Origin of the sequence: Pseudoalteromonas sp. SR43-2, from assembly GCF_014163885.1 — a bacterium.
Taxonomy (GTDB): domain Bacteria; phylum Pseudomonadota; class Gammaproteobacteria; order Enterobacterales; family Alteromonadaceae; genus Pseudoalteromonas; species Pseudoalteromonas distincta.
Window position 1 is genome coordinate 48,402 of sequence record NZ_JACJED010000003.1, and the last position, 17,256, is coordinate 65,657.

General features: G+C 38.8%; 17 protein-coding genes. 2 read left to right on the forward strand and 15 right to left on the reverse strand.

Going from position 1 to position 17,256, the window contains the following annotated elements; genetic code table 11:
- Positions 1-31 precede the first annotated feature (31 nt).
- The 8 genes from H5120_RS03235 to H5120_RS03270 form a co-directional block, all read right to left on the reverse strand.
- Entirely contained in the window at positions 32-1,252 is a 1,221-nt protein-coding gene (locus H5120_RS03235) for a glycosyl transferase (protein ID WP_002958673.1), read from the reverse strand.
- Entirely contained in the window at positions 1,245-2,990 is a 1,746-nt protein-coding gene (locus H5120_RS03240) for an HAD-IIB family hydrolase (RefSeq protein WP_182673576.1), read from the reverse strand. Before H5120_RS03240 ends, H5120_RS03235 begins: the two co-directional genes overlap by 8 nt.
- A 145-nt stretch (positions 2,991-3,135) precedes the next feature.
- Positions 3,136-4,374, reverse strand: a complete 1,239-nt coding sequence (locus H5120_RS03245; RefSeq protein WP_149593033.1) for a uracil-xanthine permease family protein — start codon at positions 4,372-4,374, stop codon at positions 3,136-3,138.
- A gap of 10 nt (positions 4,375-4,384) precedes the next feature.
- Positions 4,385-5,014, reverse strand: a complete 630-nt coding sequence (upp, locus tag H5120_RS03250) for a uracil phosphoribosyltransferase (RefSeq protein ID WP_182673577.1) — start codon at positions 5,012-5,014, stop codon at positions 4,385-4,387.
- 146 nt (positions 5,015-5,160) lie between these two features.
- A complete protein-coding gene (locus tag H5120_RS03255; protein ID WP_182673578.1) occupies positions 5,161-6,117 on the reverse strand; it encodes an oxidoreductase family protein in 957 nt (318 codons plus the stop codon).
- A gap of 270 nt (positions 6,118-6,387) precedes the next feature.
- Complete coding sequence (locus H5120_RS03260; protein ID WP_032827236.1) at positions 6,388-6,813, reverse strand: hypothetical protein; 426 nt, start codon at positions 6,811-6,813, stop codon at positions 6,388-6,390.
- Positions 6,814-6,994: 181 nt separating this feature from the next.
- Complete coding sequence (locus tag H5120_RS03265; protein WP_182673579.1) at positions 6,995-7,420, reverse strand: hypothetical protein; 426 nt, start codon at positions 7,418-7,420, stop codon at positions 6,995-6,997.
- 87 nt (positions 7,421-7,507) lie between these two features.
- On the reverse strand, positions 7,508-7,732 hold the full coding sequence (locus H5120_RS03270; protein WP_024591715.1) for a hypothetical protein: 225 nt from the start codon (positions 7,730-7,732) through the stop codon (positions 7,508-7,510).
- Between the two features lie 323 nt (positions 7,733-8,055).
- On the opposite strand from H5120_RS03270, the gene H5120_RS03275 reads away from it, so the two are divergent.
- Complete coding sequence (locus H5120_RS03275; protein ID WP_182673580.1) at positions 8,056-9,009, forward strand: IS110 family transposase; 954 nt, start codon at positions 8,056-8,058, stop codon at positions 9,007-9,009.
- A gap of 45 nt (positions 9,010-9,054) precedes the next feature.
- Here the strand turns inward: H5120_RS03275 and H5120_RS03280 are convergent, their stop codons facing one another.
- From H5120_RS03280 to H5120_RS03300, 5 genes are all read right to left on the reverse strand, one after another.
- On the reverse strand, positions 9,055-9,300 hold the full coding sequence (locus H5120_RS03280) for a DUF6868 family protein (protein WP_182671167.1): 246 nt from the start codon (positions 9,298-9,300) through the stop codon (positions 9,055-9,057).
- 105 nt (positions 9,301-9,405) lie between these two features.
- Positions 9,406-10,092, reverse strand: coding sequence for a hypothetical protein (locus H5120_RS03285; RefSeq protein ID WP_182673581.1), 687 nt, complete (start codon positions 10,090-10,092; stop codon positions 9,406-9,408).
- 122 nt (positions 10,093-10,214) lie between these two features.
- The gene (locus H5120_RS03290) at positions 10,215-10,511 is read right to left on the reverse strand and encodes a hypothetical protein (RefSeq protein WP_182673582.1); all 297 of its coding nucleotides are present in this window, start codon (positions 10,509-10,511) and stop codon (positions 10,215-10,217) included.
- A gap of 106 nt (positions 10,512-10,617) precedes the next feature.
- Complete coding sequence (locus H5120_RS03295; protein ID WP_182673583.1) at positions 10,618-11,154, reverse strand: hypothetical protein; 537 nt, start codon at positions 11,152-11,154, stop codon at positions 10,618-10,620.
- Between the two features lie 114 nt (positions 11,155-11,268).
- Positions 11,269-11,616, reverse strand: coding sequence for a hypothetical protein (locus tag H5120_RS03300; RefSeq protein WP_182673584.1), 348 nt, complete (start codon positions 11,614-11,616; stop codon positions 11,269-11,271).
- Positions 11,617-12,305: 689 nt separating this feature from the next.
- Here H5120_RS03300 and H5120_RS03305 point away from each other — a divergent pair.
- Positions 12,306-13,235 carry an integron integrase gene (locus H5120_RS03305; protein ID WP_182673585.1) on the forward strand — a complete coding sequence of 310 codons (930 nt, stop codon included), beginning with the start codon at positions 12,306-12,308 and terminating at the stop codon, positions 13,233-13,235.
- Positions 13,236-13,628: 393 nt separating this feature from the next.
- On the opposite strand, the gene H5120_RS03310 is transcribed toward H5120_RS03305, so the two are convergent.
- Together H5120_RS03310 and H5120_RS03315 are read right to left on the reverse strand one after the other, a co-directional pair.
- A complete protein-coding gene (locus H5120_RS03310; protein ID WP_182673586.1) occupies positions 13,629-15,884 on the reverse strand; it encodes an acyl-CoA dehydrogenase in 2,256 nt (751 codons plus the stop codon).
- A gap of 339 nt (positions 15,885-16,223) precedes the next feature.
- Complete coding sequence (locus H5120_RS03315; protein WP_182673587.1) at positions 16,224-17,252, reverse strand: zinc-binding dehydrogenase; 1,029 nt, start codon at positions 17,250-17,252, stop codon at positions 16,224-16,226.
- Positions 17,253-17,256: the final 4 nt, after the last annotated feature.

A 17,256-nucleotide genomic window follows, 5' to 3' on the forward strand; every position in this document is an offset into this window, starting at 1 on the left:
AGACTTATAGGCTAGTTAACCTGCACGCAGGTTAACTATATTCTTCGTTATCTAGCTCTACGGCTTCTTTTAAGCGCTCAAGTACGTCTGGCATTGCTGATACAACACGGTTCCAACTTGGCACAAATGGCGCTTCCATTGGGTTTTCTAAAAAGTGTTGCCCTGCTTCCATAATATTTTGTGCAAACATTTCTACTGCTTTTTCTTCTTGGTGTACATCAAGCGTTAACCCGTTCATTAACGCATCGTTATGATACGTTTCTATAAAATCTAGACCGATACGGTAATAAGTCGCTTTTAATGAACGAATTGTTTCGCTGGTAAAAGTAACACCTTGAGTCGCCAGCTTTCTAAACAATGCCTTAGTAATATCAATCGACATTTTAGACAAGCCTGCACTTTGATCATCAAGTGAAAGTTCTTGGTGTTTATGATCGTAATTATCGGCAATATCTACTTGGCACAAGCGGTTATGCGAATAGTTACGATACATTTCACTCAGTACGCCTATTTCAAGGCCCCAATCACTTGGGATACGAATATCGTTTAATACATCGCGTCTAAACGAAAACTCACCTGCAAGTGGGTATCTAAAAGAGTCCATATATTCAAGGTAGTCGGTATTGCCTAAAATTGTTTTAAATGAGCGAAGCAATGGCGTTACTAATAAGCGCGATACACGGCCATTAATTTTGCCATTAGCAGTACGCGGGTAAAACCCTTTACAAAATTCATAGTTAAAACGCGGATGCGCAACGGGGTAAATTAAGCGAGCAAGTAGGCTTCTGTCGTAGGTTAAAATATCACAATCATGCAGTGCGATAGACTCTACTTCTGCTGTTGCTAATTTATAGCCCATGCAGTACCACACATTACGCCCTTTACCCAGCTCGCGTGGGGCAACACCTAGCTCTTGTAATTCTTTGTCTAGTGCTTGTAAGCGTGGGCCGTCGTTCCATAATACTTTATGATTTTGGTTTAGCTCTTTAAAAAAGCCTAGTGCATGACGGTATTGTGCTTCGTCGGCTCTATCTAAGCCTATCGTAATTTGTGATAAATACGGTACTTCACGCAACTCGCTAACTATATTTTGCAGCGCAGGGCCTTCAAGTTCACTAAATAGCGAAGGAAGTATTAATCCCATTGGGCGCTGCTTGCTAAAAGTAAGTAGCTCTTTTTCTAGATCTTCTATTGGTCTGTCGGCAATATTATGTAATGTTGTAATAATGCCATTTTGGTAAAAATCAGCCATGAGATGTTTGCTCCTCAGAAATACTTAAAATACTGCTAATGCACGGCAACGATGTTATTTCTTCAATCCAGCCCAGCGGTGCTGGTGATTGAGAGTATCGTGCTTTATTGTGCGACAATTTAACCGGCTTTTTACTCGCCGGATTGGCAATAATAATGGCGATATTTGCGTGTTCTAACATTTGCTTATCGTTATCGCTATCACCCAGTGCTATAACCGTGAGAGGCTTTCTGAAATGATGGGTAAACTGTTTAACTAACCACTGCTGTGCAGCGCTTTTATCGGTATTTTTGGCAATATGAATGAAGCGCCCACCAATTTTTATATCGTAGCCGAGTGCTTCAACATCGTTTACAAAAGCTGTGAGTAATTCGTCATTGCCATACCAATAAAGAGGGTCTGAATAATCGCGGGTTTGTGCGCGTCTTGCTTGCGCATCATCGAGACCTGTAAGTTCTGATATTTGCTCACTCGATAAGTCACTAAACAATTTGTAATGTGCTTTATAATCTGCCTTTAAAGTATTTAAGTCCTTTAATAAACTCGATAGCGGCTTTGCCATTGCGTAGCACCAATAAGCGCCTATTTTTTTGCAACCAATAGGCTTAAGTTCAAAATAATCTTCTGGAATAAATACCGCTGCACCGTTTTCAACAATAAAAGGCTGCTGAATGTTTAAATCGTTTTTAAGCTCTATAACTTCGCAAAAAGTTTTACTGGTATTAAACACCACAGGAATATGCGCATTTTGCAGCTGCTGTAATAACTCACTGATATTATTGGTATTGTAATCGGCGTGATCGAGTAATGTACCGTCCAAATCTGTAAAAATAATAGGTTGAAGGGTGTCATCACTCGTTAGGTGCATACCGCTAATATCTCGGTTGCTATCAAGTTCAATTAAAGCATTTGCTTTAGCGCTCAGTGTATTTAAGTTCTCACGCGTAATGCGCTCAAAATGAGAAATAAAATATACCAATTGCTCGTTAGTCATGGTGCCTGAGCCTTCACCTTTTTTGGCTATTAGCTTTTGTTCTTGCTCTTGTCGCCATGTAAAAACATCACTAAAACTCGGTGCTTTTAGCATAACTGTATAATCAATTAGGTTAAAAACGGCTTTATATTCATTTGCCAAACAGCTATTTACACAGCGGCGCCAAACGCCTTCTTTATCAAACTGTTGCTCTAACTCGTTAAGCGGCTCACTCAATGAAAACAGCGGTTGTGGCTCACTGCCCACGCACCACCCTTCTAAAATAACAATATCAACTGGCTTTTCGTTTGTTAGCCAATCACTTGTTGGCACGCAGTCGTCTTCGTGTTTATTAAAACGTGGAAGCGGTACGTTTACCTCTCCTGCCAGTAAGTTAGTTATTGTGCTATTCATTAACGCTACGTCGTGAGTACCCGGTACTCCGCGAGTAGTAAAAAGAGGATGTACGTCTTTCGCAAGCTCAGTACGTGCTTGTTTTGCTAAATAAAAGTCATCAATTGACAATGCTATACTGTTAAGTGGTGTGTTTTTAGAAAACCACGTAACTAAAAAATCTGCGAGTGTTGTTTTTCCTGAGCCCTGGCATCCATTTATGGCAACAAAAATAGGAGTATTTGTTTTTTTAGATTCGAGGATGTCATGCGCAAGTGGAACAAAATATTGCTCACTCAAATATTGATACTTTAAAGGCAGTTGGTGTTTTGCTAAAAACGGGGTTATATCCACAATATTGGCCTCTGACATAGTAACTCCTTTGCATACAATGCGTTCTGGAAATTAAATGCAGGTAATAGACCATTATTATTTTTATATATTTATTAGTAGGTTAAAAAAATAGCGCATTGAAAATGCGCTATTTTGGTGCAATATTTTTAACTTACGTGCACTATTAACTCTCTTGAGGCTGCGCCTTAGGTAATACAAGGTTGAGCACAATGCCTAAAATAGCGCATAAACTTACGCCCTCTAAACTAAATTGGCTACCACCTATATGCATACCGCCAATACCGCACACCAAAATAAGTGCAACAATACTTAAGTTACGTGGTGCTGTTAAATCATCGCCCGACTTAACTAATGTATTTAAACCCACTACAGCAATAGAGCCAAAAAGTAGAATCATAATGCCGCCCATTACAGGTACAGGTATAGTCTGTAAGCCAGATCCCATTTTAGCAACAAAGGCTAAAATAATGGCGATAATGGCTGTCCACATCATTACTTTAGGATTGAAGTTTTTGGTAAGCATAACTGCTCCCGTTACCTCTGAGTAAGTTGTGTTAGGCGGGCCGCCAAATAATGATGCAGCAGACGTCGCAAGGCCATCACCAAACAAAGTACGGTGAAGCCCAGGCTTTTTCAAAAAGTCTTTATTGGTTACTTGGCTTATAGCCATCATATCGCCAATATGCTCAATTGCAGGTGCTATTGCTACAGGCACCATAAACAAAATAGCCTGCCATTTAAACTCAGGCCATGTGAAGTTTGGTACAGCAAACCACTGTGCGTTAGTTACTGCGTCAAATTGCACAACGCCCATACCAAGCGATAAACAATAACCCGCAACAACCCCTGCCAGAATAGGTATAAGCTTAAATACGCCTTTTCCCCACACTGCAAAAATAAGCGTAACCACTAACGAGAACAACGAAATATAAATAGCGCTGTTGTAATCAATAATTTGAATACTGCCGTCGCCACTTTTACCCATCGCCATATTTACAGCAACAGGTGCAAGCGCTAAACCAATAACCATAATTACAGGGCCTACAACCACAGGCGGTAAAATTTTATGAAGCGTTGCAACGCCCTTAAATTTTACTAATAAACTTAAAAGCATATAAGCAAAGCCCGCTACCATTAAGCCGCCCATAGTGGCTGGCACGCCCCACATTTGCACAGCGGCAATAATGGGTGCAATAAAAGCAAACGATGAAGCTAAAAATATAGGCACTTGGCCTTTAGTCACTACCTGAAACAGCAAAGTACCAATGCCAGCGGTAAAAAGCGCAACATTAGGATCCAAGCCCGTTAAAAGTGGCACTAATACCAGCGCACCAAATGCTACAAACAGCATTTGCGCGCCCGTTAAAATAGTTTTTATTGAAAAGGTGTCATTATTTTGCACTTAAAGACTCCTAAACAGTACCGAATATTTTGTCGCCCGCATCGCCTAAACCAGGGATAATATAGCCCTTTTCGTTTAAGTGGCTATCTACAGAGGCTGTAAATATTTTTACGTCGGGATGTGCTGTAAGTGTTTTTTCCACACCTTCTGGTGCAGCTACTAATACAATTACTTTGATTTCTTTACAGCCTGCTTTTTTAAGCATATCGATTGTAGCAATCATTGAGCCACCTGTTGCAAGCATAGGGTCAATAACTAAGCTTAAGCGCTCATCAATATTACCAACGAGCTTTTCAAAATATGGTACTGGTTCTAGTGTTTCTTCGTTACGTTCAAGACCAACCACACTTACTTTAGCGGCTGGTAATAACTGCATAACACCGTCCATCATGCCAAGACCTGCGCGTAAAATAGGCACTACGGTAATTTTTTTACCTTTAATATGCTCTACTTTTAACTTATTGCCATCCCAGCCTGTAATTTCGTTATCTTCTAACTGTAGGTTTTTAGTTGCTTCGTAAGTTAATAAGGTTCCAACTTCAGAACATAATTCACGAAAGCTTTTAGTACTAATACCATGCGCTCGCATTAGGCCTAGTTTATGTTGAACAAGAGGGTGTGAAATAACGTGAATTGCCATGATATAAACCTACTGATACAAGAATTTGCAGTATTTTATATTAAAAAAGGTCATTTGACCTGTAGTTTTAAAGAGATTTTCATACATCGTGCCAAAATGTATTGTTTTGCTTGATATTTATGCAAGCAATCAACCCGTTGTGTTTATTAAATGTTACTCGCTAACCAGCTGTTTACTTGCTGTTGCATATAACTATTTATTTTTTGGTGCTCGGGGCTCCAGCCAGCTAAAAATCGATAAAAGTCAGCCCATGCAGCAGGCCATAAAGCGAGCCAATCGTCAGCTATTTTACTTGCTGGTGCTGTAGGATGATAAGTAGTAATAGCAGCCTTTAAACTATCAAAATAATACGCAAGATACTCATCAGCGCACTCGTGTAATTGTGCATCACTTAAGCAACTGGTCATAAAATACATTACATCAATTATCCCAGAACCTGCACCTATATACTGAAAATCATAACCGAGTATTTCATCGCGCTCATTTGCTGCAAAGTTAGCAAGTTTTGCATCGCCATGAATCAGCGTTTTATACGCACAACTTTGTAGTTGCTCATCTATTTTATGTGCAGCATTTTTAATATCGGACTTTTTATCAAGGTTATCTTTTAGTTTATTAAACTCATCTGGGCGCGTGCTTAAATGCCAGTAGTTGCCTTGCTGCCATAACCCTTCAGCGGGTTTACTTAAGTTAAACGCGTGAAAGTGTGCAAGCCACTTTAATATAGCTTTAACATGTTGTGCCCCTGCTTGAGCAAACCCATGTTTGGTGAAATCCTTAAACACCAGCGCATATTCATCATCTTTATTAATTGCACCTATACATTCAATACTTTGCGCATGTACTGGTAAATGCTGGCTATAAAGCTTATAAAAAGTGTATTCAACACTATATGAGTGCTGCTTTCTTTTAAGCGCAAATTCGCTTTGTTTAATTTTAGGATGGTGTATATAACTGGGTATTTTAATCGCTTTAATAACACATGGCTCATCATCAAGCTGGCACTGCACAATACTGCCACATCCACTCCAAAGTGATGTAAGCGTATCGCCAATTTCAATGTGCTTAAAGTAAGGTTGTAATAAAGGAATGTAAAATGCCATAGCTATATTAAGTAATTAAGTTTTTTGTAGTTTAACATTAGTGGACGTTTTTAATAAAACTAAGGCATAAAAAAGCTCCACTTGGTTTTATACAAGTTTGTATGTAAATAGTGGCCAAAATCACTATGCCACAACACTTTGATTTTGAAATTAACTGGGTAAAACCATGTCTTCCTAGGTTGAGTATATTTAGGCATTTTAGCCTCTTCAAAGTGATGAGGAGGTGTCCACTAAAACGGGTGAGGAGCAATGTCCTGCTTGAATGGTTTATTATGTAACCTTTATACCACTTTCCTCAAAAAACTTTTCTAATTTACTTTTATTAATGTTTGATAGAAAAGCAAAAGATCTAAAGGTAATACCGACTTTAGATTTAAAGTCTATTAGGTGACCCAGCGGACCAAGATTATAGGAGCGTATTTCTTGAAGTGAATCAAGTGCAATGTCATCTTTAAAAAAGCCATAACCGTAAAAGTACAACCTATTTTGATGAATTTGAAAAACAGGCTTACTTAAAGCTCTAATAGACCAAACCCAAAGGATAAAACCGACACCAAATAAAATAATCAAAGTAAAATCTAAACGATAGTTAAGCAAGCTAAGTAATAATTCATCATCGCTCCTATTACGAGCCTCTAAGAAATAAACACCTAAAAAGGTTCCTATCGGAACTCCAGGTATTACCCAGATGTACATTAAGAATGCTTTCCACATTGGATAATGTTCTGTGGACGAGTTTCTCCAGAATTTCACGATTCTTCCTTGGTTACATAACTTTTAAATAAGGGGCGCAGGCATGTGGGCTAAAATCCGAACGAAGTGAGCAGCCCACATGTTTGTATCCCAGCCCGCGCAGCGGGCGAACTTAATTTTTTTGTTATACGTTTGATTGAACAAAAAACTGCCTCATGCCAGTGCTATAGAACACATAGTGCGCCCAAACAGCTATTATTGCCCCACCTATTACAACCCCAGTTAAAGAATAAAAAGACATGAAGGCAATAATAGATGCCCAGTATAAAAAAGTACCAACACGGCCAGCCCAGTGTTTATTCACTGAAGCAAAGCAAATTGCAATGATTAGTATGCTAAATAACAGAAAGCCGGGCGCCATACCTGTTAACCAAAATTCTTGATAAGTAAGGCTGCGCCCATTCAACGAATACTCTCCGTTTGGCCAAGGCCAGAAAGCAAAAAGCACCATCAGTGAATATGTAATTGAGTTGAGCATATGCTGAAACCGGAATAACTTTGGCATCCCTTTCGTATCTTTGAATACTCTCATGAATTTATTAAAAATCATCCTTGATGCCTGTTCGACGTATAACGATTCGAATATGCGGCGCGCGCTGTTTGCGCGTCGCGCCATAATTTGTTTGTTATATGCAAATTACTCAACAGCCTCAGTAGTATTGTTTTGATTAATGTCATTTTTTAACACTAGAATGGCAATATAAATTAAACCGAGTGGCGGAATAAATGCTAATAGCACGCCTATAAATGTAGCTATTTTAGGTGTACTAGTTTTACGTTTAGCCAAATAATAACTAAGGACGCCGATAACGATCCCAGAGATAAATATTATCTCTCCTAATAGTGTTGCATTGATATTCATACGCGATTCTCCTTTTGCATATAACGCCCATTTAAGAGGCTTTTAATTGTTAGTTACAATGTGAAGCGAAGCGGAAAAAGTCCTGCTTGAATGGCTTGTATGGATAATAAACCCATAAATTAATTAATACTTTAACCTAGTTCGGGTAATGTGAGGCCCAAGCTTTGGCTGCAACCAAAGCCTTTTATACAGTAGTTCGATTGATTGAACGCTCCTCTATTGAGAGACCGATAACAAGAAAGAACGCTGTATAAACTCCAAGCATTAAACTCGGATAGTCAACGGGGCCTCGAGCCCGAATCGCAAGGCAGAGTCAGCTTATTATGAATACACTCAATAATCAAAATGAAATTAACGTCGGTGTCGATACAGGTAAAACTCAACTCGATATTTACATCCGACCGTTAGATATATATTTCACCGTAGAAAACAATGACGGCGGCATTAAACACGCTATAAAAACACTAAAAAAGCACCCAATAACGCGTGTTACTATTGAAGCAACTGGGCGCCTCGAACACCCCTTTATTATGGCGTGTGCTCAAGCGAATATCCCTTTCGTTGTTGCTAATCCCGTTAATATTAAACGTTTCGCAGGCGCTATTGGCCAAAAAGCAAAAACAGATAAACTTGATGCGCAACTCATCGCTCATTTTGGTGAAGCAATAAAGCCACCACTCTCTTCTTTAAAGCCAGAGCAGATGCGCTTGATGAGTGATTTACTTTCTAGAAGAAGGCAGTTAATGGATATGCAAACGATGGAGAAAAATCGTTCACAAATAATGACAAAAACAATATCATCACTAATAAAACCTATCCTAACGGCATTAAAAAATCAGATTGACAAAGTAGATTTGAAACTACAAAAACTCATCAAAGAATGTGACGAATATAAGGTCAAGAATGACATTATTCAAAGTGTGCCTGGCGTTGGTAATGTTGTCGCGTTTAACTTACTTAGTGACATGCCTGAGCTTGGGTGTGTAAACAATAAAGAGGCTGCATCACTGGTTGGTGTTGCACCATTTAATCGAGAAAGTGGTGCTTATCAGGGTAAACGGATGATACGAGGTGGACGGCCAAAAATTAGAACCGCAATGTATATGGCAATGATGTCAGCTATTCAATGCAACCCTAAATTTAAAGCTATTTATCATCGGCTAGTCGCGGCAGGGAAACCTAAAAAAGTGGCTATTATTGCCTGTATAAGAAAGCTTATAGTAATCATAAATTCTATGGTGAGGGATGGTGTCATGTGGGATCCTAAAATGGTTTGAAATTAGGAATTGACACCATAGTCACTTGTTATGCTGAACTTTACACTAAACTATTAATTTTAATGCAATATATGGTGATAAGTTTAAAAGTAATATGCCTATTTTATAATTTCCCAAAAACTTAAAATACATATTTGGTAAATCAGAAGCCTCAACGCCTATAATTTTACTGTGGATATTAATCGTAAAACTTTTAAATACGATAATAAAAAACGCTGAAAACAAATAAACACCAAGATTTATTACAGTACACCAACCGAAAAAAGAAGTAAGTTCATTTACGCCAATCATTGATTATTTCTCCGTAATATTGGTTCTGCATAACGCTAAGCTTTGGGGCGGCTGGAGCGCAGCGTAAGCCATCCCAGCCACGAAAGTGGCGACAACAGCGCCTTGTTAGGTAACCATTTCGCCATGGCTATTAAAAATAAAAACCCTTTTACCTACTCTATTTTCGATAATGAAATTAGATTCTTCCCATGTACCTACAAATAACTCAAACCAAACTGTATTCCAAATTGCATTGCTAAATAAGCAATGCCTAGCCAAAGTAACACCTTGTTTATTCACTAAAGTGAAATTAACATCTATACCGCCAACTTTATGATTCAACTCGGTTATTGCTCTCAAGCTCCTTGCTTTATTCCACTTTGTCGTTTTTTTATATTCGCGTTTTAGCTCAAAATTACTCTCTAAAACTTGTTCAGAGACTGTTCTTATAACTTCAGATACCTGATCGGACAGTTCAAATCTTTTGCAAAGCACGAGCAAGGAATCTCTTACATAAAATAGAGATCGTTCATTTTTATCCTGTTCGGGAAGTTTTTTGAATTCGCTAAAATCAAAATCGCATCGACGATAAATTGCTATTCCATCTGTAGATGCTTCAGTAAAGTTTTCACCTTCGAAGGGACCAAGATAAATATTTAACTTAGATATCCCGTAAAAATCGAACTTGTTGGGTAAAAGGGTGCAAAATATATCTCGCAAGTTTTCCCAATAAGCCATCAAATACCGATTTTGAGCTAATTTCTCTTCGCTATGTTTTCCAGCGTTAATTAGTTGTACGTCTCGGAATATCATTGGTTACCTAACTTTAAGCTAAGGGGCGCAGATGCGTGGGGCATAATGGCGAAGCCGCCCCGCGTATAGGCGTCCCTGCGACCGGAGGGAGCGAGCTTGAGCGTTTTGTTAGAAGTGCCATGCTACCAACCCTCCAAATGTGTACCAACTTCTTTGCCTTTTTCGAGGTCATCCTTTGCAAGGTAGCCAAATCTGTTATGTTCATTTCGCATACTTAGCCTATGAAATGTAATGCAAAAAAGTAAATATACAAACCAGAAAAAGAATAATAATCCACTAAACAATAATGACTTTTCTACTAAGTCTAAGCCATCCCTAAAAAATACAATCGGAATTCCAATTAGGGCAACAAGCCAAGAAATATGTAAAAAAGAGACTTTTGCAGCGGTCTTTAAAATAGTGGAGTTGTAATAAGACATTTGCAGATCCTTCTGGCACTTCTAACGCCCAATTAACGGGCAAAAAATTGTTGGCTAAAATGTTGAACGAAGTGAAAACAGCCAACTGTTTTTTGTCCCTGTTTAATTACTTGTTAGCTGTATACCACGCCTTTAGCTCATTGATTTTAACCACTGGTTTACCATCAAATTCACTGATGACTGAAGGTGTTAAATGATCAAAATGCTTGATATGCCAATCTTTAGTTAAAGCTCGTTCATTATTTGAAAGCTTATCAATACTATATAGGTTAAATACTTCCCAACCATCTAACTGCGTACGATGGATGGAAACAATAGGGTCTTCTTTATCAAATAGTTTTACCACATACTCTTGAAAGGGTTTAAATGGTTGCCCACACCACTCACCTATAATTACATGAGCATCTATAACATGCTCATCAAAACTACCTTCTAAAACGCTTTCAATATAAAGTTTAACAAACTGTATTCCGCAAGCATTGGACTTCTCGAGTTTGAATGGTTTTAATCTCGGGTCTTCGTTACCATCAAAGTTACGTTTTACTACTTCTTCTGACAGTACTTTAGTAACCAAAATTAACTTATTGGCTTGAACTTCAAGAATAGAAGACAGACAAAGCAAAATAAATAAAGTTGATTTCATATGCCAAACTTCCCTATACAGCTAACGCCGTGCTAAACGGCACAAAATGCTTGGCTAAAATTTGCGAGGAACGAGCACAGCCAAGCTTTTTGTGTCCGCCTTTTAAGCACTTTGTTATATGCTTTCATTTGCCACTGCTTGGTCAAACCAAACGTGCTCTGACTCACCGCCTAAGTTAAAACGATACCCGAATGGAAGAGCCATATATATTGCTAATTCAGGGCGTTTTTCGATGATGTGCTCAAAGTGCACCGTAACTAATGAGCTGATATTTCCGTCGTACTCATCTGTAGTTAACCACCAACCACTCATATGATTTGGTGATGGGTAACGAACCCCTTCAACTGGTGTTGAGCCCTCATAAATGCCTTTAGAAATAGTAACAAGCTGAGTAGCCTCAACAGGAGCATAAATTGCTTGATAATGCTCACAACATTCTTTTTGGACTGACTCAATACTCAAGCTTCTTACTCCTGACTCGAAAAAGCATATAACGACAAGCTAAGCGGCGCGCGTTGTTTGCGCGTCCTTGCTTGAGCGCCTTGTTAAATACCGTTGTGCGCACCAGCTCAAAACAATAGGTACAAGAACGGACAAAATTAAACCATACCATGCCCCAAAGTCCCCAAGGTAATTTCCAGTGCCTTTAACAAATGGAGATAAAAGATACCAATATGTTAAATGTGACAAAACACAAAGTGTACTCCACAAAAGTAACTTGTTTCTTGGTAGCAAAAGACCAACCAAAACAATAACCAATGAGCCACCAATTACAGCTAACGTTAGATTAGTAATGCGGTCTAGTTGTATGCCAGAGTAAAATATTGACATCATAATTAAGTTGAATGATATCGGGTAGATTGGGCTTAGTATTAAAAGTTGCAATTTCAACGAATACTTTAATTTCACCGAATCTGTCCTTAGGTATTTAACATTTTAATAGTGCGCTCATCGCGCATATTTCTGCCAACGATACGCTCATGTATTTTATAAATCATTTTTACCAAATAACTTAACACATTGCTATATATAATTTTTATTAGCATTCAAACTCTCAATAAAAGAGAAAATGCGCTCGCCGCTCATTTTCTTGAATATGTGTGCATCACAACTATACTGTATATAAAAACAGCGCCATTATTGGTAATAGTATGAAAACACGTTCCCCATTTTTAAATTATATAGCCGATTATATGTTGGTACGTCAGTATTCATTACGCAACGTAGATACCTACCTAAGATGGATTGCATCTTATATCCATTTTCATAATAAACGCCATCCCGCCTCAATGGGGGACAATGAAGTCGAACGCTACTTAGAACATTTAGTGTTAAAGCAAAACGTTGCACCACGTACGCAAGCCACCGCACTCAATTCATTGTCATTTTTATACAAGCACATAATAAAAAAAGAACTCTCATTAAATTTAAATTTTGCCCGTAGTAAAAAACCAGCAAAGCTCCCTGTGGTGATGACCCCAGAGGAAGTTAAAATGTTGATGGCTCATTTAAATAAGCGCTATTATTTAATTGCAGCCCTTATGTATGGAAGTGGCTTAAGAGTAATGGAAGCGGTGCAATTAAGAGTAAAAGATATTGATTTTGATTATAAATGCATTCAAGTATGGAATGGAAAAGGTAATAAACACCGCATTGTTACGCTGGCCACAGAGCTAATTCCTATGCTGAGAAATCAAATTTTGAACGTTGATGACTATTTAAAACTGGATTTAAATAATACGGAATATTCTGGCGTATGGATGCCATATGCTTTAACAAAAAAATATCCAAGTGCCGCAAAATCGCTTGCGTGGCAATATTTATTTCCTTCTGATATATTAAGTTCAGATCCTCAAAGTGGTGAAATAAGGCGACATCATTTTCATCACTCTTGTATTAGAAAAGAGATTAAAAAAGCCGTCCAAAAATCAGGGTTAACAAAAATAATAACACCTCATACATTGAGACACTCATTCGCTACGCACTTGCTGCAAAATGGCGCTGACATCCGCACAGTACAAACACAGCTAGGTCACAGTGATGTGCGTACTACGCAAATAATACCCGCTGTATTGAATTAGTGAGCAATTTTAGCGATAGATAAATAGCTCAGTAACAAGGCAAAAACTTCGTAATATAGTTTATCTATATGAGAAGTTTTTAACGCAGTTAATGAGTTATTTAGAACGCTAAAATGTTCAACGTTTTAATTCAGTGGGTATCCTACCCATGTACTACAGCAAGGTGCTAACGGGGTTGTTAGCCCTTTTTCAAGATTATAAGCGTCTCTTTTCAATCCTCTACGCATACATATTCGCTTTCAAACCAATACCGCCATCTATATTCTACTTTTAAAAAACATAAAAAAGCCCCGCTTGTTTTTACACAAACAGGGCTCCACACTAATTTTTTAATCAAAAATAAAAGCGCCGATACTGCGGGCGCTTTGCATCATTGAATTTAATTACTTTAACTTACTGATTAACTACGCTTTTAAGCGGGTTAATCGGCTGTGCGTTATCGTCTAGTAGGTTCATATCAAAATCGAACTCATCTACACGAATCGCTTTTTCACGTTTGATGTTGTAATCAATTAACTGAACGTGTTCAGCTTGCGTGATTACGTTTGCCGCTAATGCGTTATCAAGTGTAATGTTAAAACGTGCACCTGGCTTAATTACTTTAGCACGTAATGCTTTTTTAACTTTAGCCAGCTCGCCAAGTGATGCCATTTTAGCTTTGTAAGCTTGCTCATTAATATGATGGCCATCGCCCACTACTGGTTTAACTAAATGCGTGATTTGCGCTTTAAATGCGGTATCTAGCTGAGCTTGCTTAGCTAGTTCGCGGATTAAATCGTCGCTAATTTTTGGCATTTTAGTTGAGTAGTTCATTGTAATGAAACGAATAAACTTACGTGTACCACTTGCAGGGAAGTTATCTAAAAACTTATGCAATGCTTCTTCAGCACTTTGTAGTGCAAAACGAGTCGCGTAATGGAAATAGGGCGCTGCTTGCTCACGGTCACTACTTGATACTTTTTGCTCGTAGTATTTAATTGATGCCATAGCTGCATATAAGAAGCTCATTACATCGCCTAAACGTGCCGATAGCATTTCTGCTTGTTTTAACTTACCGCCAAGTACCAGTAACGAAAAGTCTGCGTACACTGCAAGTTTTGCAGACAATTTATGTACTGCTTTTTCGTAGTCACGTACTTCTGGTAAATCAGAATTAGCACTTGCTGTAAATGGTAAAACACCAAGGCGGAAAGCACGTAAGCTGTTTGCTGTGCTGTAGCCGATTGTTTTACGCAAAATGCCGTTAAATTCTTTATCTGCGCCTTTGTCTTCACTGTGAATTGACTCAACCATAGATTGTAAATATGGGTGACAACGCATAACACCTTGACCAAAGATCATTAGGTTACGTGTAAGAATATTCGCGCCTTCTACCGTAATGGCAATCGGCTGAGCAACATAACCACTTGCTAATGTATTTTGTGGGCCATTTTGAATCGCTTTACCTGCTTGAATATCCATTGCTGAATCAAGCACGTCGCGACCAAGCTCTGTCATGTGGTATTTAGCGATTGCGGTTACTACTGATGGTTTTAAGCCCATGCCTAAGCCTTCAGTTGTAAGTACACGCATTGCTTCTTGTAGGTATGTTTTACCTGCAATGTCGGCTAATTTTTCTTGAATACCTTCAAACTGGCCAATGGCTAAACCAAACTGTTCACGCACTGCTGCGTATTCAGATGCTGATTTAAATGCAACTTGTGCTGTACTAACACCTAGTGCAGGTAATGAAATACCACGGCCAGCACCTAAACAGCTAACCAGCATTTGCCAACCACGGCCGATGTTTTTCTGTCCACCAATAACAAAATCCATTGGTACAAATACTTTGTTACCACGTGTAGTACCGTTGTAAAAACGAATACCCATTGGGTCGTGGCGATTACCAAGCTCTACACCTGGGTGCTCTTTAGGAATAAGTGCACAGGTAATGCCTAGGTTTTCTTTACCACCTAGCAGACCATCAGGGTCAACTACTTTAAATGCTAAACCAAGTACGGTAGCAATAGGTGCAAGTGTAATGTAGCGCTTGTCCCAGGTAATTTCTAGACCAAGGACTTCTTCGCCGTTGTACATACCTTTAGTTACTTTACCAACATCAGGAATACCACCTGCATCAGAACCCGCTTCTGGGCTTGTTAATGCAAAACATGGAATGTCTGTACCATTTGCTAGGCGTGGTAAGTAATGTGCTTGTTGTTCTTGCGTACCAAAGTGAAGTAATAACTCACCTGGGCCTAACGAGTTAGGAACCATTACGGTTACCGCAACTGCTGAGCTTTTAGTCGCAATAGTGCCAACAATGGTAGAGTTTGCATAAGGGCTAAACTCTAAACCACCAAACGACTTAGGAATGATAAGCGAGAAAAAACGCTCTTTTTTCAAAAATTCTAAGATGTCATTTGGTAAATGAATGCCGTTTTGAATCACTGAATCGTCAATCATGCCCAGTAGTTCTTTTACTGGACCGTCTAAGAATGCTTGCTCGTCTGCGCTTAATGTAGCAGCAGGTACGTCGCGAAGTGCACTGAAATCAGGTTTACCTTGGTAGATAGAACCTTCAAGCCATACATCACCCGCGTCTAGCGCTTCTTGTTCTGTGATAGAAATACTTGGTAATACTTTTTTTAGTTTTGTACGTAAACTCATGATTGAACTCATCCGACCAGCTAAATAATACCTACATTACGTCATAAAAAATCGTTTAGATCAATTACTCTATTCATTTAATTAACAGTTTTTTCAATTTATTTTCTTTACCTGAACGTAAACTGTTGAAACACAAAGGCTTACAGTTGTACGCTGAAAAAAAGTATTTTGACTAAAATGATGAATAAAACAGCAAAAATCCTTGCGCTGTATCTATTTTCTGATGGGCATAAAAAAACGCAGCACAAATATGCTACGTTTTTATTCAATTTATAGAGGCTACATTATCAGTTAATCTAACTAAAACTACTTAAATTTAAATCAAATTGTATAAGCGCTTCACTTAGCAACTTTAACAATTTGCTTGCCGGTAAAACCACCAGCAAGTTGTTTATTAAGCGCTTGCGATACTGACTCAGCACTAAAATCTACGGGCGTTATTTCTGGGTGTTTAATGTCGCCACTAACAGCTCCTTCAAGTAACAGGTTGCCCATAAAGCTCAAGCGTTGTTGTGCACATAAACTATTAGCAAGCCATGCACCACCAATCGATACAACGCTAATATTCGGCGCTCGGTGATACATTAAGTCTTGATCAAAACAAGGTAGCGGATTTAAGCAGGCAATACGTCCGCAAAAACGCATTAACTCAATATTACGCTGAGTACACTCTCCACCTATCGTATCAATAACCGCATCAAAGCCTTGCGGGCCAAGTTCTCTGCGGATTTTTTCGCATAGCTTTTTATCGCTATAGTCAAAAACCACATCAGCGCCTAGCTGCTTAACCAATTTATGGTTACGCTTTGATGCGGTGGTAAATACATCTGCACCACGCTGTTTTGCATATTGAATAGCAAACTGCCCTACCGCTCCGGCTCCGCCTTCAATAAAAATAGTATCGCCTTCACTAATACCTATTTTATCTAAGCTGATAAGTGCTGCCATACCGGCGCATGGAAGTGTTGCTGCAATGGCCGGATTTAAACTGCTTGGCACAACCGACACTGCAAAGTTAGGCACTTTGGTGTATTCGCTCAAAGCACCTTGCTCACCAATGTTGGCATGCCACATAACCCGCTCGCCAACATTTGGAAACACACCTTTGTTAGCTTTAACCACAACACCTACGGCGTCTAAGCCTAAAATATGTGGATACTGCCATTTACAAAAGCCTGTTTTAGCAAATTGACCATCAACTGGATTTAAACCAACGTACTCTACTTTTACAAGCAGCTCGTTATCTGCACAGTCTGGAACAGGCAGCTCAGCATCCGCTAAGTTAATTGCTTCATTTGGTTCTGGCAGTACAATAGCGCGCATTGTTTGCGGGATAATGTATTCATGTAAATTTTCAGTATTTGGCATCAAT